Source organism: Variovorax sp. IB41, from assembly GCF_016405905.1.
Classification (GTDB): Bacteria; Pseudomonadota; Gammaproteobacteria; order Burkholderiales; family Burkholderiaceae_C; genus Variovorax.
This window is the reverse complement of the sequence record NZ_JAEFCB010000008.1, coordinates 37,188-50,826: the sequence shown is the minus strand read 5'-3', so window position 1 is coordinate 50,826 and position 13,639 is coordinate 37,188. Positions and strand designations below refer to the sequence as shown.

Sequence of the window (13,639 nt, the reverse complement as noted above, 5' to 3'; positions counted from 1 at the left end):
CTGTGCCTTGGCAGCCGGCATCGTTCCGCGCTGCCGAACACGGCACAACGAACAAGGAGCGACGTGGAACTGTTCTTTCAGCAACTGCTCAATGGCCTGACCGTGGGAGGCGTCTACAGCCTGGTGGCCCTGGGCCTCACGCTCGTCTACGGCATCCTGCACGTGCCGAACTTCGCGCACGGCGCCTTCTACATGGCAGGCGCGTTCGCGGGCTACTACCTCATGACGGCCTTCGGCCTGAACTACTGGCTCGCCATGGCCGGCGCCGCCGTGGTGGTGGCGGTGATCGCGATGCTGGCCGAGCGGCTGGTGTTCCATCCGCTGCGCAATGCGCCGGACCTGCACGACATGATCGCGGCCATCGGCATCCTGCTGTTCATCGAGGCCGGCGCGCAGGCGATGTTCGGCGCGGACTTCCATCGCATGCCCACGCCCTACGGCCAGATCGTCGAAGTGTTCGGGCTCACGGCGCCGCTGCAGCGCCTGCTCATCATCGCGGGGGCGTTCGGGCTGATGGTGTTGCTGCACCTCTTTCTCAATCACACGGTGCTGGGCTCCACCATCATCGCGATGGCGCAGAACCGCGACGGCGCGGCGCTGGTGGGCATCGACGCCACGCGCGTGACGCTCCTGGTGTTCGCGATCTCGGGGGCGCTGGCCGCCATTGCGGCGGTGCTCTATGCGCCGATCAACCTGGTGTATCCGGCCATGGGCAACCTGGTCATCACCAAGGCCTTCGTGATCATCATCCTCGGGGGCATGGGGAGCTTTCCCGGCGCCATCGTGGGCGGGCTGATCATCGGCATGGCCGAGAGCTTCGGCGGTTTCTATTTCTCGACCGACTACAAGGACATCATCGCCTTCGTGCTGCTGGTGGTGATCCTGTCGTTCCGACCGCAAGGCCTGTTCACGCCGAAGGGAGCGCGCTGATGGGCCGGCTCCTTCAAGGCAAGGCCGGATGGGCGCTGCTGGCGGCCGTCGCGCTGGCGTTTCCGCTGTTCGCGCAGAACAACTACCTGATCTCGGTGGCCACGCAGGCCTTCATCATGGCCATCGCGGCGCTGGGGCTGAACCTCATCACCGGCTACACGGGGCAGTTCAACCTGGCGCACGGCGCGTTCATGGCGGTGGGTGCCTACACGGTGGGCATTCTCACGGTGGACCATCACGTGCCGTTCTGGATCGCCTTCGCCGCGGCGGGCCTCGTGACCGCGGTGCTGGGCTACTTCATCGGCATCCTGTCGCTGCGGTTGAAGGGCCACTACTTCTCGATCTTCACGCTGTGCGTGAGCTACATCATGTTCCTGCTGATCGAGAAGTGGGAAAGCCTCACGCACGGGCCGGTGGGCATCATGGGCATCCCCGCGCCCACGGGCATCGGGCCGCTGCAGTTCGGCACGCCGCTCGCGCAGTACTACCTGGTGCTGGCCTTCCTGGCGCTGGGCATCTGGGTCATGGCGCGCATCGTGCGCTCGCTGCTCGGGCGCAGCTTCATGGCCGTGCGCAACAGCGACGCGCTGGCCGAAGCGCTGGGCACCGACCTCATGCGCACGAAGACGCTGTCGTTCGTGCTGTCGGTGGTGTATGCGGGCTTTGCCGGCGCGCTCTATGCGGGGCAGGTGCGCTTTCTCGGGCCCGACCTGGCGAGCGAGGCCGTGACCTTCGACCTCGTGATGTTCGTGCTGGTGGGCGGCATCGGCACCCTGCTGGGCCCGCTGGTGGGCACCTTCCTCGTGACGTGGTTGACGCAGAGCCTGCAGTTCCTGCAGGACTACCGCATGGTGGTGTTCGGACCGGTGCTGATCGCGCTGATCATCTTCCTGCCCGACGGCATCGTGGGCACGTGGCTCAAGCGCCGCGCGCGGCGCGCGGATGCCAGGCGCGCCGCCGCGCCCTCCCACTCCGCGCCCTCCGCCCCCCACGCCCCGAAAAAAGCGACGACCACCGAGGCGCAGCCAAATGCTTGAGATCCACGACATGACCAAGCAGTTCTTCGGCCTCACCGCCGTGGACAGCGTGAGCACGCGTTTCGAACGCGGCCAGGTGAGCGCCATCATCGGCCCCAACGGCGCGGGCAAGACCACCTTCTTCAACCTCGTGGCGGGCACGCACAAGCCGAGCTCGGGGCGCATCGTGTTCAACGGCAAGGACGTGACCGGCATGCGCCCCGACCACATCGCGCGGCTGGGCATCGCGCGCACCTTCCAGAGCACCCACCTGTTCGACAACGCGACGGTGCTGGACAACCTCATCGTGGGCCATCGGCTGCGCACGCACTCGGGCCTGTGGGATGTGCTCGTCAACAGCCGGCGCCTGCGCGACGAGGAACGCCTGTGCCGCGACAAGGCCGAAGAGGCGCTCGAGTTCGTCGGCCTCTCGCACGTGGCCCACCGCATCGCGGCCGACATCACCCAGGAAGAACGCAAGCGCGTGGCCTTTGCGCTCGCGCTGGCCACCGACCCCGAGCTGATGCTGCTGGACGAACCGGCCGGCGGCGTGAACCCCGAGGAGACCGTGGGCCTGGCCGCGCTGATCCGCAAGCTGGTGGACCACGGCAAGACCGTGTGCCTCATCGAACACAAGATGGACATGATCATGCGGCTGGCCGACAAGATCGTCGTGCTGAACAACGGCGCAAAGATCGCGGAGGGCACGCCCGCCGAAATACGCCGCGATCCGCATGTCATCGAAGCCTACCTGGGAGCCGACCATGCTGCGGTTTGAAGGCGTCGACCTGCACTACGGCAGCTTTCGCGCATTGAGCGGCGTGACGCTGCATGCCGAGCCCGGCGAGCTGGTCGTGCTGCTGGGCGCGAACGGCGCGGGCAAGACGTCGATCTTCATGGCGGCCAGCGGCATCCAGCGCCCGAGCGCGGGGCGCATCCGCCTGGGCGAGCGCGAGATCGCGGGGCATCGGCCGGCGCAGATCGTTGCAGCGGGCCTCGTGCATTGCCCCGAAGGCCGCAAGCTGTTCCCGATGATGTCGGTGCGCAAGAACCTCACGCTGGGCGCCTATGTGCACCGGCGCGACAAGGCCGGCATCCAGCGCTCGCTCGACGAGGTGTTCAGCCTCTTCCCCATTCTCGAAGTGAAGCAGAACGACCCGGCGGGCTCGCTCTCGGGCGGCCAGCAGCAGATGGTGGCCATCGGCCGCGCGATGCTCGGGCGGCCCAAGGTGCTGCTGCTCGACGAGCCCTCGCTCGGCCTGGCGCCGCTGGTGGTCAAGCAGGTGTTCGAGGTCATCGAGCGCATCAACAGGCAGGGCACGACCGTGCTGCTGGCCGAACAGAACGCCTACTCGGCGCTGGCCATCGCGCATCGCGCCTACGTGATCGAACGCGGGCGCATCGCGCTGGAGGGCGATCGCGAGTCCTTGCTCAACAACGAGGCCGTGCGGGCCGCGTACATCGGGGCCTGACCCCCTACAACCAGGAGACCAACGCAATGATGAAGACCGCCCTTTCACGCCGCAGGCTTGCCGCCCTGCCCTTCGCCGTCCTGCTGCTCGGCGCGGGCACCGCCTTCGCGCAGGAGACCGTCAAGATCGGCTTCACCGGACCGCTGAGCGGCGGCGCCGCGCTCTACGGCAAGAACGTGGTCAACGGCATGGAGATGGCCATCAAGGAGATCAACGCGGCGGGCCTGGAGGTGGCCGGCAAGAAGGTCAAGCTGGAGCTGGTGGCGCTCGACGACAAGTACGCGCCGGCCGAAGCCGCCATCAACGCGCGCCGCCTGGTGCAGCAGCACCAGACGCCGGCCGTGTTCGTGCCGCACTCGGGCGGCATCTACGCGATGCAGGCCTTCAACGAGCAGGAGAAGTTCATCGTGATGGCGTACTCCAGCACGCCCAAGATCACCGAGACCGGCAACAAGCTCACCATCCGCATTCCGCCCACGTTCAATTCGTACATCGAGCCCTTCACCCGCTACGAGATGAAGAAGTACGGCAAGAAGGTCGGCATGCTGCCGGGCGACCACGAGTACGCCAAGAACTGGAGCGCGCTGTTCGAACCGGCCTGGACCAAGGCCGGCGGCACCGTGGTGTCGAACAACCCCATGTCGTACAACCGCTCGGCCGACTTCTACAGCGGCGTGAGCCGCGTGCTGGCCGAGAAGCCCGACGTGCTGTTCATCGGCGGTCCCTCCGAGCCCACGGCGCTGGTCGCCAAGCAGGCGCGCGAGCTGGGCTTCAAGGGCGGCTTCCTCATCATGGACCAGGCCAAGCTCGACGAGATGGCCAAGGTCACGGGCGGCCTCGCGCCGCTGGAAGGCGCGATCGGCGTGTTGCCGGTGTCGTACGACGATCGCGCGGGCCCCAAGGCCTTTGCCGCGGCCTACCGCAAGGCCTACGGCGCCGACAAGGACCCGACCACCGAGTCTTCCTACAACTACGCGCTGGTCCACGCGCTCGCGGGCGCGATGAAGATGGCCGGCACGACCACCGACGCCGCGGCCATCCGCGCCAAGATCGGAGACGCGCTCATCCAGCTGCCCGAGAAGACCAATGCAGGCTCCTTCAAGGGCGTGGACGCCGTCGGCGGCACCATCGTCGACCCGCTGGTGGCGACGGTGGATGGCGGGAAGGTCAGGCCGGTGAGCCTGAGCGAGTTGATGAAGTAACGGGATCAAGGGGCGCCGCTCGCGCAATGGTGCGCAATGAGTGGCGCGTAATGAACATGCTCATTGCGTGAGCGCCACCCCCTGGGGTGCCGCCACGCGGTGCGCGCGGCCCGCCTGGCGCCTGTAGGCCAGCGGCGTGCTTCCCGTCCACGAACGGAACGCCCGATGGAACGCGCTGACGGTGGCGAAGCCCGTCGCGCGCGCAATCGCGGCGATGCTCTCGCGGCTCTTGAGCAGTTTCTGGACCGCGATGTCGCGGCGCAGCACGTCCTTCACCTGCTGGAACGTCGTTCCCTCCGCGCTGAGATGGCGCGCCAGGGTGCGCTCGGAACAATTGAGGGCCAACGCCGCGGACTGGATGTTGCTGCTCTCGTGCAGGCGCGACTCCAGGTGGCTGCGCAGACGATGGCTCAGCAGCGTCTTGTCGAAGGGCACGAAGAACCAGTTCTGCGGCGCGCCTTGCAGGAAGTCGCGCAGTTCCGAGCGGGTGCGGCTTCGCACCGGTTGCTGCAGATAGGCCGCATCGATGTACATCGCCGTGGCGGGCTGGTCGAAGTAGACCGGTCCCGGAAAGATGTAGACGTACTCGGCCGCGTCGGGCGGCCGGGGAAACGCGAAGTCGACCCGCTCGATGCCCAGCCGTTTGCCCACGATCCACGAGGCGATGCCGTGCACGAGCTTCAGGTGCAGTTCCTGCACGAGCCGCGCACTGCGCGCCTGGGTCGGGTAGAGCCGGATGGCGATCGAGGCCAGTGCGCCCTCGCGGCGGACCTCGAAGGAGAAATCGTCGTGCAGCACCCGGTCGAATTGCTGCCAGCGCCGCATGGCGGTCGCCAGGTCGGGCGCGTCCAGCATGAGGATCAGCAGGATCTTGAGCGTGCCCCGGCGAAGCGGCCGGCCGTAGAGGCCGGGCATCTCGTCCTCCAGGTGCGCCACCAGCAGCTGGAACAGGGTCGCGAACTGCTCCTGCGTCACCCGCGCGCCGGGCAGCGCGAGCAACCGGGCGTCAATGCTGGCGCGGCGCACCAGCAGGTTCAGGTCCGCATGCGAAAGGGCCAGTCCTTCGACGAAGGCGTTGACGTAGGAAGTGGGAAGGGTCGCGCTGAAGGGGTCCAAGGCAGGGCCGCAGCTGAAGCTCGAATCGGCGCGCGAGCGTAGTGCAGTTTGGCAGGATCTGCAAATTCTCTGGCGCGAAGCGGGAACACGTCGGCAGGCATTCTTCCTAGCATCAAGGCGCACCCGGTCACGTGGCCGGGTGCGACCTGCAATGCGGCCTCCTCATGAGGCGCGGCGTCCCGGTCTCATAAAAACAGCTACGGAGACAAGATGATGAATTCGACAAGAAGGCCGATGCGCCTGAGCGGCGCAGCTGCGCTGGTGGCCATCGCACTCGCGGCCTGCGGCGGCGGCGGCGGCGGAGGGGGCACGCAATTCCCCGTGATCGTGCTGCCACCCGCGGGGAGCGGCTCCCCGCCTCCCGTCACCAATCCACCGGCCGTCGATCCGCTCGCCAAGGCGCGCATGCCCGACTATCCGGATGTGGTGGGCGAATACGTGCAGATCGAAGGCGGCGCGCAGCCCACCGATCCGAGCGTGCTGCAGACCCCCAAGGAGTTCAATGCCGCCACCTTCCTGCGCGTGCGTTCGGCCCTGGACGGCGAGACGCCGCGGGCCGCCAATGCGGTGATGGTGGTCATGCCCGGCTTCTCCAGCACGCCGGGCCACTGGATGTACCTGGCCGCGCAGCTGGTGCAGAAGGCCAATGAAAAGAAAGGCGGTTGCGTGAACGGCACCGCCCTCGTCGATTGCCGGCTGGAGGTGTGGATCGTGCAGCGCCGCGGCGCGCACCTGGCCGATACGCTGGGCGCCCGCAACGCGCTGGTCGACAGGAATCCTTCAGCCGCCGTCAGCTACTACTTCGGAAAGTCCGTCATGGGTTCCGATGGGCGGACCACGCTGGACGGGCAAGGCAAGTTCCCCGTCGCATCGCCCAAGACCCTGGTCGGTGCCGTGGACTCCACCTGGCGTCCGCTGTTGCAGAGCGACCTGAGTTTCATGGCGGACTGGGGTTTCGAGACCTATGCGCGCGACGTCGAAAAAATGATCGCGCTCGTCAAGCAGGAGTCGGGCAGCAAGAACGTCTTCCTCGCGGGCCATTCGCAGGGCGGCAGTTTCACCAGCGTCTTTGCAGGCCGCCTGGGCACCGATGGCCTGCGCGGCCAGCAGAACCTGGCCGGCATCGTGATGCTGGACGGCGGCGGCTACGGGACCCTCACCTCGCCCACGCCCACGCAGGTCGCGACGCTGAAGACCGCGATCGACGACCTGCGCAGCGGCGCGCGCGCGGTCTACACCGATGCCACGGGCGCCAATTCGGCATCGGGGCCGGCGGTCGGCGCGCGCGAGATGGCGAGCCTGCGCTACACGACCGAAGACCAGAAGGCGGAATCGCTGTTTCCGCCGCGCCAGGCGGGCATGCTCACCACGACCGCCTTCCCCGGTACCGCCGCGGACACCGGCAACGCCTTTCTCGGCGCGATCCGGCTGAGCCAGGTCGCGCGCGCCGGCATGGGCTTCGACACCAGCCCGACCACGGCCCCCACGACGCCACCCGCGCCGCTGGCCGTCAATCTGCAGGACTCCCTGATCGTGAGCCTGGGCGAAAGCCTGGGGCTGCTCGACTTCAGGCCGGTCGCCGGCACCGAGGCTGATTGCGACATCCTGCCCTCGGGCAAGTGCGTGCCGCGCATCAGCCAGATCGACGCGACCAAGGTGTACGGCTGGATCGAGGCGGGCGGCGGCTCGTCGATCCCGGCCGCGACCAAGGTCGGTGTCGGCAAGGCCAGCCAGTTCCTTCGCGGCTATTCGTGGACCACCAACCGGACCAACATCCAACCGATCGCGTACAACTTCCGCACCAGCGGCCAGCGGACCGTCGATGCCCGCGAAATCGTCACGGCCAACTGGTATCCCTCGGAGCGCTATGAGGCGGAGATGTCGTTCGTGGGCGCGGGCCCGACCTTCGTCTTCGACCACAAGGGCATCCATATCGACGTGGACAAGAGCGTCGTCAACGTGCCGCTGTACTACGCCCACCAGGGCCCGGCGTCGCCGACCAATCCGTCCGTCTTTCCGCTGGTGACCGACTACACCAACATCGGATCGGCAGGCACGGTGCAGTCCGCGGAAGCGGCAGCCAGGTCGCGCGTGGATCCCGTGGTCTCGTCGCAGTACTACAAGCACACCGATTTCGTCTCGGCCGACGATTCGCTCGCCGGCACGCCGGGTGCAGCGGCGCCCGGCCAGCCGGGTGTGAGCCTGGTCGCCAACACGCTGGTGGACTGGGTGTTCGCCCGCACCGGCAGCAAGCTCGCAGCGGTGCCGTCGCCCAAGGAACTGGGCGTCGTCAACACGCGCTGACGATGCGGCCGGCTCGGAGGCGGCCGGCTCGGAGGCGGCAGGCCTTCGGGCCGGCCGCGCGCCGTTCGGCATTCACGCCCGGCGACGCCTTGACCCGAACTCGCCGATCCAGCTGTCGAGTTCGGCCATGCCTTCTTCGGTGATGCACGTCACCGTCGCGGACTGCGACGGGATATAGGGCCCTGTCGACGCGAGAGCGTGAATCTTCGCCTCGATCAAGCCGGTTGCCTTGAGCACCGACACAAGCCTGACCTCTTCGGGCGCGTCGACACGCAACGGCAGCTGAACGTGCTGGAGCCTCATCAAGAAATAAAGTGGCATGAAGCGCCTACGCTCCGACCCGTGCCAGGGTTTCGCTTTGAAGCGAATACGAGCGCGCTTCGTGAACGAAGTCACGGCCACCATCCATGAACCCGATCTCGAACGCGGTCACGCAGGTCTGAGCGACAAGAAAGCGTTTGTCCCTTGACGGGGTCGCATCGACCCCTCGCCTTGTCCAACGTGACCGTGACCGTGAGCGCGAGCGCGCACCTGCGCCGCTTCGCAGGCCGATAGCCAGTCTTCGCCGGATTCCCTGAAATCCGTTGAAAGTGTTTCGCCGTTTCGCGGCTTTTCATGCCCCTGCTCCGCCATGACACTGACTCGCCGAGAGTCCGCGACACGACGGACTCCGGGTAGCCCCAAACGACAGGAGACTGAACAGTGAACACGATTTCCCGCAGCCGCATGCGCGCTGTCCTGGCAGGCTTTGCCTGCATCTTCGCCACCGCCGTCGCGCCGTCTTCGGCGCTCGCCGAAGCCAATGCGAGCGACGCCCTCGCGGCGAAGCCGGAGCTCTATGCAGAACTCGATGCGGCCGGTGTCGGCGGCATCACCCAATTGGGGAACGGCAGGATCGTGATCGGGTACCACCCCTTCTACTCGCCGGCCGTGCAGGTCGCGCTCCTGAACGAGGACCGCAAGTCCACGACCCCTTATCCCAGCGTCGATTGGCAGAGTTGCAAGAACGCCGACGGCACCTGGAAGAAGGAATTCGACCACTGCCTGGACTGGGTGCTCGGCCTGCACACGGACAGCAAGGGAATCCTCTGGATGCTGGACTCGGCCAAGTCGGTCGACAAGGCGGCCGGGCGGCCCGCGGGCCTGGTGCCCAAGCTGGTGGGGTGGAACACCCGTCGCAACAAGCTGGAGCGCGTCATACGAATCGGCGGCGAGGCCACCGTGACCGAGTCGCAGCACAACGACTTCGTGGTGGACGCAAAGCACAACGTGATCGTTATTGCAGACGAGGCGATCGGCGAAGATTCCAAGGGCATGGGCGACAAGGCGGCGCTGGTGGTCGTCGATCTTGCGACCGGCAAGAGTCGCCGCCTCCTGCAAGGGCACGCGAGCGTCCAGCCCGTCAAGGATCCCATCCGCTGGGACCAGGGCACGCCGACCGCCGGGACCTTCGCGCTTCATGTCGGCGTGGACGGCATTGCGTTGGATCGCCGGAGCGAATGGCTCTATTTCGCGCCGTTGTCGGGCTACAGGATGTACCGCATCCGCATGAGCGATTTGCTCGATCGCAAGCTCGACGCAGCACAGCTTGGCACCAAGGTCCAGGTCTACGCCGACAAGCCGTTCAACGGCGGCCTGTCGATCGACCGCGACGACAACCTCTACCTCACCGAGGTCGGCGAACGCGCCATCGGCATCATCCCGCCGGACACCCGCAAGTACCGGCGCTTCGTCGCCGATCCCGACATGGTGTGGCCCGATGGGGTGACCTACAACAGCGACGGCCACATGTACACCGGCGCGGCGCAGCTGACATTGACGAGCGCCTTGCAAGCCGACGGCGTTGCCAGGAACAAGGCGCCCTATCGGGTCTACCGCTTCAAGCCGCTCGCTGCCGGCCAGCCGGGCTTCTGATGATGATGCGGCGACACCTTCTCCTCTGCCTGGCCGCCTGCGGGTGCGTCGGAGCCCATGCGGCCTGCCTCGACGATGCGGCTGTTGCCGACTTCGCCGAGAAGTACATCGCCCGAACCCCGGCCGCTGCGCCCGAGGGGCTGAGCGATGCGGATGCCGCGTGCAGCCGCGCGAAGCTCCACGCGCTTCTCGTCTCGCGGCTTGGCCCGGTGATCGGCTACAAGGCCGGATTGACCAACGCGGCCGTGCAAAAGCGCTTCAACACCGACAAGCCGGTATGGGGTCGTCTCTATGAGGGCATGGTGCTGGCGAACGGGGCGACGGTAGATGCCGCGTTCGGCGCACGGCCGCTGTTCGAAGCCGACATGCTGGTACGCGTACGCAGCGACGCAATCAACACCGCGCGAACGCCGCAGGAAGTGCTCGACGCGATCGATCAGGTGATCCCGTTCCTGGAACTGCCCGATCTCATGGTGCAGACCCCCCAGCGGCTGGACGGCGCGGGACTGGCCGCCATCAACGTGGCCGCCCGGCTCGGCGTGGCGGGCCAGCCGATCGGGGTGCCGGCGTCGCCCGCCGACGCCCACGCGATGCTGGACGCGCTGCGCGACATGAAGATCCGGGTGACCGACGACAAAGGAACGGCGCTCGCTGAAGGCCGCGGCAGCGATCTGCTGGGCCATCCGCTCCAGGCGGTCGTCTGGCTCGCAGGCGCACTGGCGTCCGAGGGGGTGAAGCTGAAGCCGGGCGATCTCATCAGCCTCGGTTCCTTTTCACCTTTGTTGCCACCCCGTTCGGGGTCGCGCATCACCGCGACCTATGAAGGATTGCCAGGCGCGGTTTCTGTCGATGTGAACTTCAAATAGCGCACCGGCTCAGGCAGAGGTTTTCAGCATCGGAACTTCCGCCAGGCGCGCCGCGATGAAATCGACCAGGCTCCTCACACGCAGCGGCATGAAGCGGTTGCTGGCAAACACCGCGTTCAACGGGTAGTGCTCGCCGCGCCACTGAGGCAGCAGGCGCACCAGTTGCCCTGATGCCAGATCGTGAATCAGATCCAGCTCCGACTTGTAGAGAATGCCCTCGCCCGCCAGCGCCCACTGGTGAGCAATGGAGGCGTCGTCCACTTCGCGATCGCCGGCCACCTTCACGTTGGCCCATTCGCCATCCCGCTCGAAACGCCAGTCGACATAACGCGTGCTGCGCAGCTCGAAGACCAGGCAGTTGTGTCGATGCAGATCCTCAGGTGACTGAGGCGTGCCGAAACGCGCGAGATAACGCGGCGACGCGCACAGCACGCGGCGCGTCATGGCAAGGCCTCGCACGACGGCGTTGGGGTCGGTCGCCACGCCGTAGCGCAAGGCAACGTCCACGGGGTCGCGCAGCACATCGTGCACCCTGTCGCTCACCGACAGCCCCAGGCGCAAGGCCGGATTGGCCGCGAGAAACGCGTCGAACCATGGCAGCAATACGCTGCGAGCCAGGTCCGACGGCGCCGCGACGCGAATCGTCCCCGACAACGTGAAGCTTTCCGACAGCACCTGCGCCTCGCCTTCGTCGATCAGCGCCAACGCGCGGCTGGCGTAGCCCAACAGGTTCTGGCCCTGGCTCGTCAGCCGGATGGAGCGCGTGGACCGCTCGAAGAGCCGCACCCCCAACTGGCCTTCGAGTCGCTTGAGCATGCTGCTGGCAGTTGCAGGCGTCATCTTCAGCACCTGGGCTGCGGCCGTGAGGGACCCGGTGCGCGCGGCCTCGACCAGGAGGCGCAGATCTTCGATGTTCTGGATTTTCATCGGCCTGTTCATCCTTCGTGGCGCGTCGCCCTCACGAACCCGCAAGCAGGCCCTGGACACGCAGCGCATCTTCCGGCGAAGCCGGATTGAAAACCACCATGCCCAGTTCAGGCCGCCCTTCCACCGCGAAGGTGGAGAACTCGAGGTTCACGGTGCCGGCGACCGGATGGTGCAGGCGCTTGGCACCTTCGCTCATTGCCACGACTTCGTTGTCGGCCCACAGGGACTTGAATTCGGCGCTCTCCTCGGACAGTTCGGCAACGAGCCGGGACACCTCCTCGTTCGAGCCCGACCGGGTGACGTCCGCGCGGAACGCACCCACGACCACGCGCGCCACCTTGGCCCAGTCTTCCTGCGCCTGCTGCACCTGAGGCGAGGAAAAGAGAAGACGAAGGATGTTCCGCTTCTCCGGCGCGAGCTTGCCGTAGTCGGTGAGCAGCGCCGCGGCGACGCGGTTCCATGCGACCACGTCCCAGGTCATGGTCTTGACGATGGCTGCGCTGAGGGGGAACGCGTCCAGCACCCGCTGCAGGCGCGAGGTGATGCCCTCGACCGGGCGATAGCGAACCTCGGGCGGCCTGCCCAGCGCCAGCATGAACAGATGCTGGCGTTCGAGTTCGGTCAGCAAGAGGCTTTCCGCCAGCCGGTTGAGCACGCCCGCAGAAGGCGCGCCGCCGCGCCCCTGCTCCAGCCACGTGTACCAGGTCGGGCTGATGCTCGCGCGCTGCGCGACCTCCTCGCGCCGCAGGCCCGGCGTGCGGCGACGCGCGGCGGAGATGCCGAAGGCGGCCGGGTCCAGGCGGGTGCGCCGGCTGCGAAGGTAGCTGCCGAGCAGCGCGAAGTCGGTGGCCATCGGGAAGGTGGTAGTTCCTATAACAGGATGATCTAACGTCTTTACCAGTCTAGTTCGTCACGCTTCAATGGGCCACCAACCCCAAAGAGAGAGCTCGACATGCGTGTTTTTCTTACCGGCGCGACCGGTTTCATCGGCTCCCGTGTCACGCGTCAACTGCTGCAGAACGGGCATCAGGTGCTGGGCCTTTGCCGCTCGGACGCGGGCGCCCGCTGGCTGACCGAAGCAGGAGCCCAGGTGCATCGCGGCACGCTAGAAGATCCGCAAAGTCTCGCGGCAGGCGCGGCCGCGGCGGATGCGGTCATCCACACCGCGTTCGACCACGACTTCTCGAAGTTCGTGGAGAACACGCAAAAAGACAGCCGCGTCATCCATGCCATGGGCGAGGCGCTCGCGGGCAGCGACAAGCCTTTCATCATCACCTCCGGCACCGGCATGGGCAGCGCAGGGCCGGGCACCGTCGCGGTCGAGGACGTGGCGAATCTCGACAATCCGAACCCTCGCGTGGCCTCGGAGATCGCCGGTGCCGAGCTGCGGGCCAGGAAGGTATCGGTCGCCGTCGTCCGCTTGCCGCAGGTGCACGACACCGTCAAGCAGGGCCTGATCTCGCCCCTGATCGAACTGGCCAGGGCAAAGGGCGCTTTCGCCTATGTGGGAGAGGGTCTGGGCCGCTGGCCCGCCGCGCATGTCGAGGATGTCGCGCTGCTCTATCGCCTGGCACTGGAGCAGCACGCCCCCGGGGCCTGCTGGCATGCGGTTGCCGAAGAAGGCGTCCGCATGCGCGACTTCGCCGAGGTCATCGCGCGCGGCCTGGGCATTCCCGCAACGTCAGTGACCCGGGACGAAGCAGCCGCGCATTTCGGGTGGCTGGCCATGTTCGCCGAGCTGGACATGCCCGCCTCTTCCAGGCTGACCCGCGACCGCATGGGGTGGACACCCACCGGTCCGGGTCTGTTGGCGGACCTCGGTCGAGCCGACTACGGCGCCGTGCGCTAGTTGCCGTTGCGCGTCGATCGATCGAGGCCGATGGACGCGCCCA

General features: G+C 67.0%; 13 protein-coding genes. 9 read left to right on the top strand and 4 right to left on the bottom strand.

The features are described 5' to 3' along the window. Positions 1 to 63 precede the first annotated feature (63 nt). From JC881_RS16275 to JC881_RS16255, 5 genes are read left to right on the top strand one after another with little or no spacing between them, the layout of a single operon-like run. On the top strand, positions 64 to 930 hold the full coding sequence (locus JC881_RS16275; RefSeq protein WP_198786744.1) for a branched-chain amino acid ABC transporter permease: 867 nt from the start codon (positions 64 to 66) through the stop codon (positions 928 to 930). Next, complete coding sequence (locus JC881_RS16270) at positions 930 to 1,967, top strand: branched-chain amino acid ABC transporter permease (RefSeq protein WP_198786743.1); 1,038 nt, start codon at positions 930 to 932, stop codon at positions 1,965 to 1,967. The genes JC881_RS16275 and JC881_RS16270 overlap by 1 nt, the downstream gene beginning before the upstream one ends. Continuing rightward, entirely contained in the window at positions 1,960 to 2,724 is a 765-nt protein-coding gene (locus JC881_RS16265; RefSeq protein ID WP_198786742.1) for an ABC transporter ATP-binding protein, read from the top strand. The genes JC881_RS16270 and JC881_RS16265 overlap by 8 nt, the downstream gene beginning before the upstream one ends. After that, positions 2,711 to 3,418 carry an ABC transporter ATP-binding protein gene (locus JC881_RS16260; protein WP_198786741.1) on the top strand — a complete coding sequence of 236 codons (708 nt, stop codon included), beginning with the start codon at positions 2,711 to 2,713 and terminating at the stop codon, positions 3,416 to 3,418. The genes JC881_RS16265 and JC881_RS16260 overlap by 14 nt, the downstream gene beginning before the upstream one ends. Positions 3,419 to 3,447: 29 nt before the next feature. Continuing rightward, positions 3,448 to 4,620, top strand: a complete 1,173-nt coding sequence (locus JC881_RS16255) for an ABC transporter substrate-binding protein (protein ID WP_198786942.1) — start codon at positions 3,448 to 3,450, stop codon at positions 4,618 to 4,620. Positions 4,621 to 4,680: 60 nt separating this feature from the next. Here JC881_RS16255 and JC881_RS16250 read toward each other — a convergent pair whose 3' ends face one another. Beyond that, complete coding sequence (locus tag JC881_RS16250) at positions 4,681 to 5,736, bottom strand: AraC family transcriptional regulator (protein ID WP_233101835.1); 1,056 nt, start codon at positions 5,734 to 5,736, stop codon at positions 4,681 to 4,683. Between the two features lie 213 nt (positions 5,737 to 5,949). On the opposite strand from JC881_RS16250, the gene JC881_RS16245 reads away from it, so the two are divergent. Further along, entirely contained in the window at positions 5,950 to 8,040 is a 2,091-nt protein-coding gene (locus tag JC881_RS16245) for an alpha/beta fold hydrolase (RefSeq protein WP_233101834.1), read from the top strand. A 72-nt stretch (positions 8,041 to 8,112) separates the two neighbouring features. Here the strand turns inward: JC881_RS16245 and JC881_RS16240 are convergent, their stop codons facing one another. Beyond that, complete coding sequence (locus JC881_RS16240) at positions 8,113 to 8,436, bottom strand: hypothetical protein (protein WP_332875251.1); 324 nt, start codon at positions 8,434 to 8,436, stop codon at positions 8,113 to 8,115. Positions 8,437 to 8,742: 306 nt separating this feature from the next. Between JC881_RS16240 and JC881_RS16235 the strand changes: the two genes are divergently transcribed. Together JC881_RS16235 and JC881_RS16230 are read left to right on the top strand one after the other, a co-directional pair. Next, positions 8,743 to 9,954 (top strand): L-dopachrome tautomerase-related protein, encoded by a 1,212-nt coding sequence (locus JC881_RS16235; protein WP_198786740.1) that lies wholly within the window; start codon positions 8,743 to 8,745, stop codon positions 9,952 to 9,954. Continuing rightward, positions 9,954 to 10,820 carry a 2-keto-4-pentenoate hydratase gene (locus JC881_RS16230; protein ID WP_198786739.1) on the top strand — a complete coding sequence of 289 codons (867 nt, stop codon included), beginning with the start codon at positions 9,954 to 9,956 and terminating at the stop codon, positions 10,818 to 10,820. The genes JC881_RS16235 and JC881_RS16230 overlap by 1 nt, the downstream gene beginning before the upstream one ends. 9 nt (positions 10,821 to 10,829) lie before the next feature. On the opposite strand, the gene JC881_RS16225 is transcribed toward JC881_RS16230, so the two are convergent. Then, on the bottom strand, positions 10,830 to 11,747 hold the full coding sequence (locus tag JC881_RS16225) for a LysR family transcriptional regulator (RefSeq protein ID WP_198786738.1): 918 nt from the start codon (positions 11,745 to 11,747) through the stop codon (positions 10,830 to 10,832). 31 nt (positions 11,748 to 11,778) lie between these two features. Beyond that, complete coding sequence (locus JC881_RS16220) at positions 11,779 to 12,600, bottom strand: helix-turn-helix transcriptional regulator (RefSeq protein WP_198786737.1); 822 nt, start codon at positions 12,598 to 12,600, stop codon at positions 11,779 to 11,781. A gap of 99 nt (positions 12,601 to 12,699) precedes the next feature. Between JC881_RS16220 and JC881_RS16215 the strand changes: the two genes are divergently transcribed. Beyond that, positions 12,700 to 13,596 carry an SDR family oxidoreductase gene (locus JC881_RS16215; protein WP_198786736.1) on the top strand — a complete coding sequence of 299 codons (897 nt, stop codon included), beginning with the start codon at positions 12,700 to 12,702 and terminating at the stop codon, positions 13,594 to 13,596. Positions 13,597 to 13,639 lie beyond the last annotated feature (43 nt).

Bases quoted from the DNA above. Each gene is read 5' to 3' on its own strand.
- JC881_RS16270 (WP_198786743.1), top strand. From the start codon at position 930: ATGGGCCGGCTCCTTCAAGGCAAGGCCGGATGGGCGCTGCTGGCGGCC.
- JC881_RS16265 (WP_198786742.1), top strand. From the start codon at position 1,960: ATGCTTGAGATCCACGACATGACCAAGCAGTTCTTCGGCCTCACCGCC.
- JC881_RS16260 (WP_198786741.1), top strand. From the start codon at position 2,711: ATGCTGCGGTTTGAAGGCGTCGACCTGCACTACGGCAGCTTTCGCGCA.
- JC881_RS16255 (WP_198786942.1), top strand. From the start codon at position 3,448: ATGAAGACCGCCCTTTCACGCCGCAGGCTTGCCGCCCTGCCCTTCGCC.
- JC881_RS16245 (WP_233101834.1), top strand. From the start codon at position 5,950: ATGAATTCGACAAGAAGGCCGATGCGCCTGAGCGGCGCAGCTGCGCTG.
- JC881_RS16230 (WP_198786739.1), top strand. From the start codon at position 9,954: ATGATGATGCGGCGACACCTTCTCCTCTGCCTGGCCGCCTGCGGGTGC.
- JC881_RS16225 (WP_198786738.1), bottom strand. From the start codon at position 11,747: ATGAAAATCCAGAACATCGAAGATCTGCGCCTCCTGGTCGAGGCCGCG.
- JC881_RS16220 (WP_198786737.1), bottom strand. From the start codon at position 12,600: ATGGCCACCGACTTCGCGCTGCTCGGCAGCTACCTTCGCAGCCGGCGC.
- JC881_RS16215 (WP_198786736.1), top strand. From the start codon at position 12,700: ATGCGTGTTTTTCTTACCGGCGCGACCGGTTTCATCGGCTCCCGTGTC.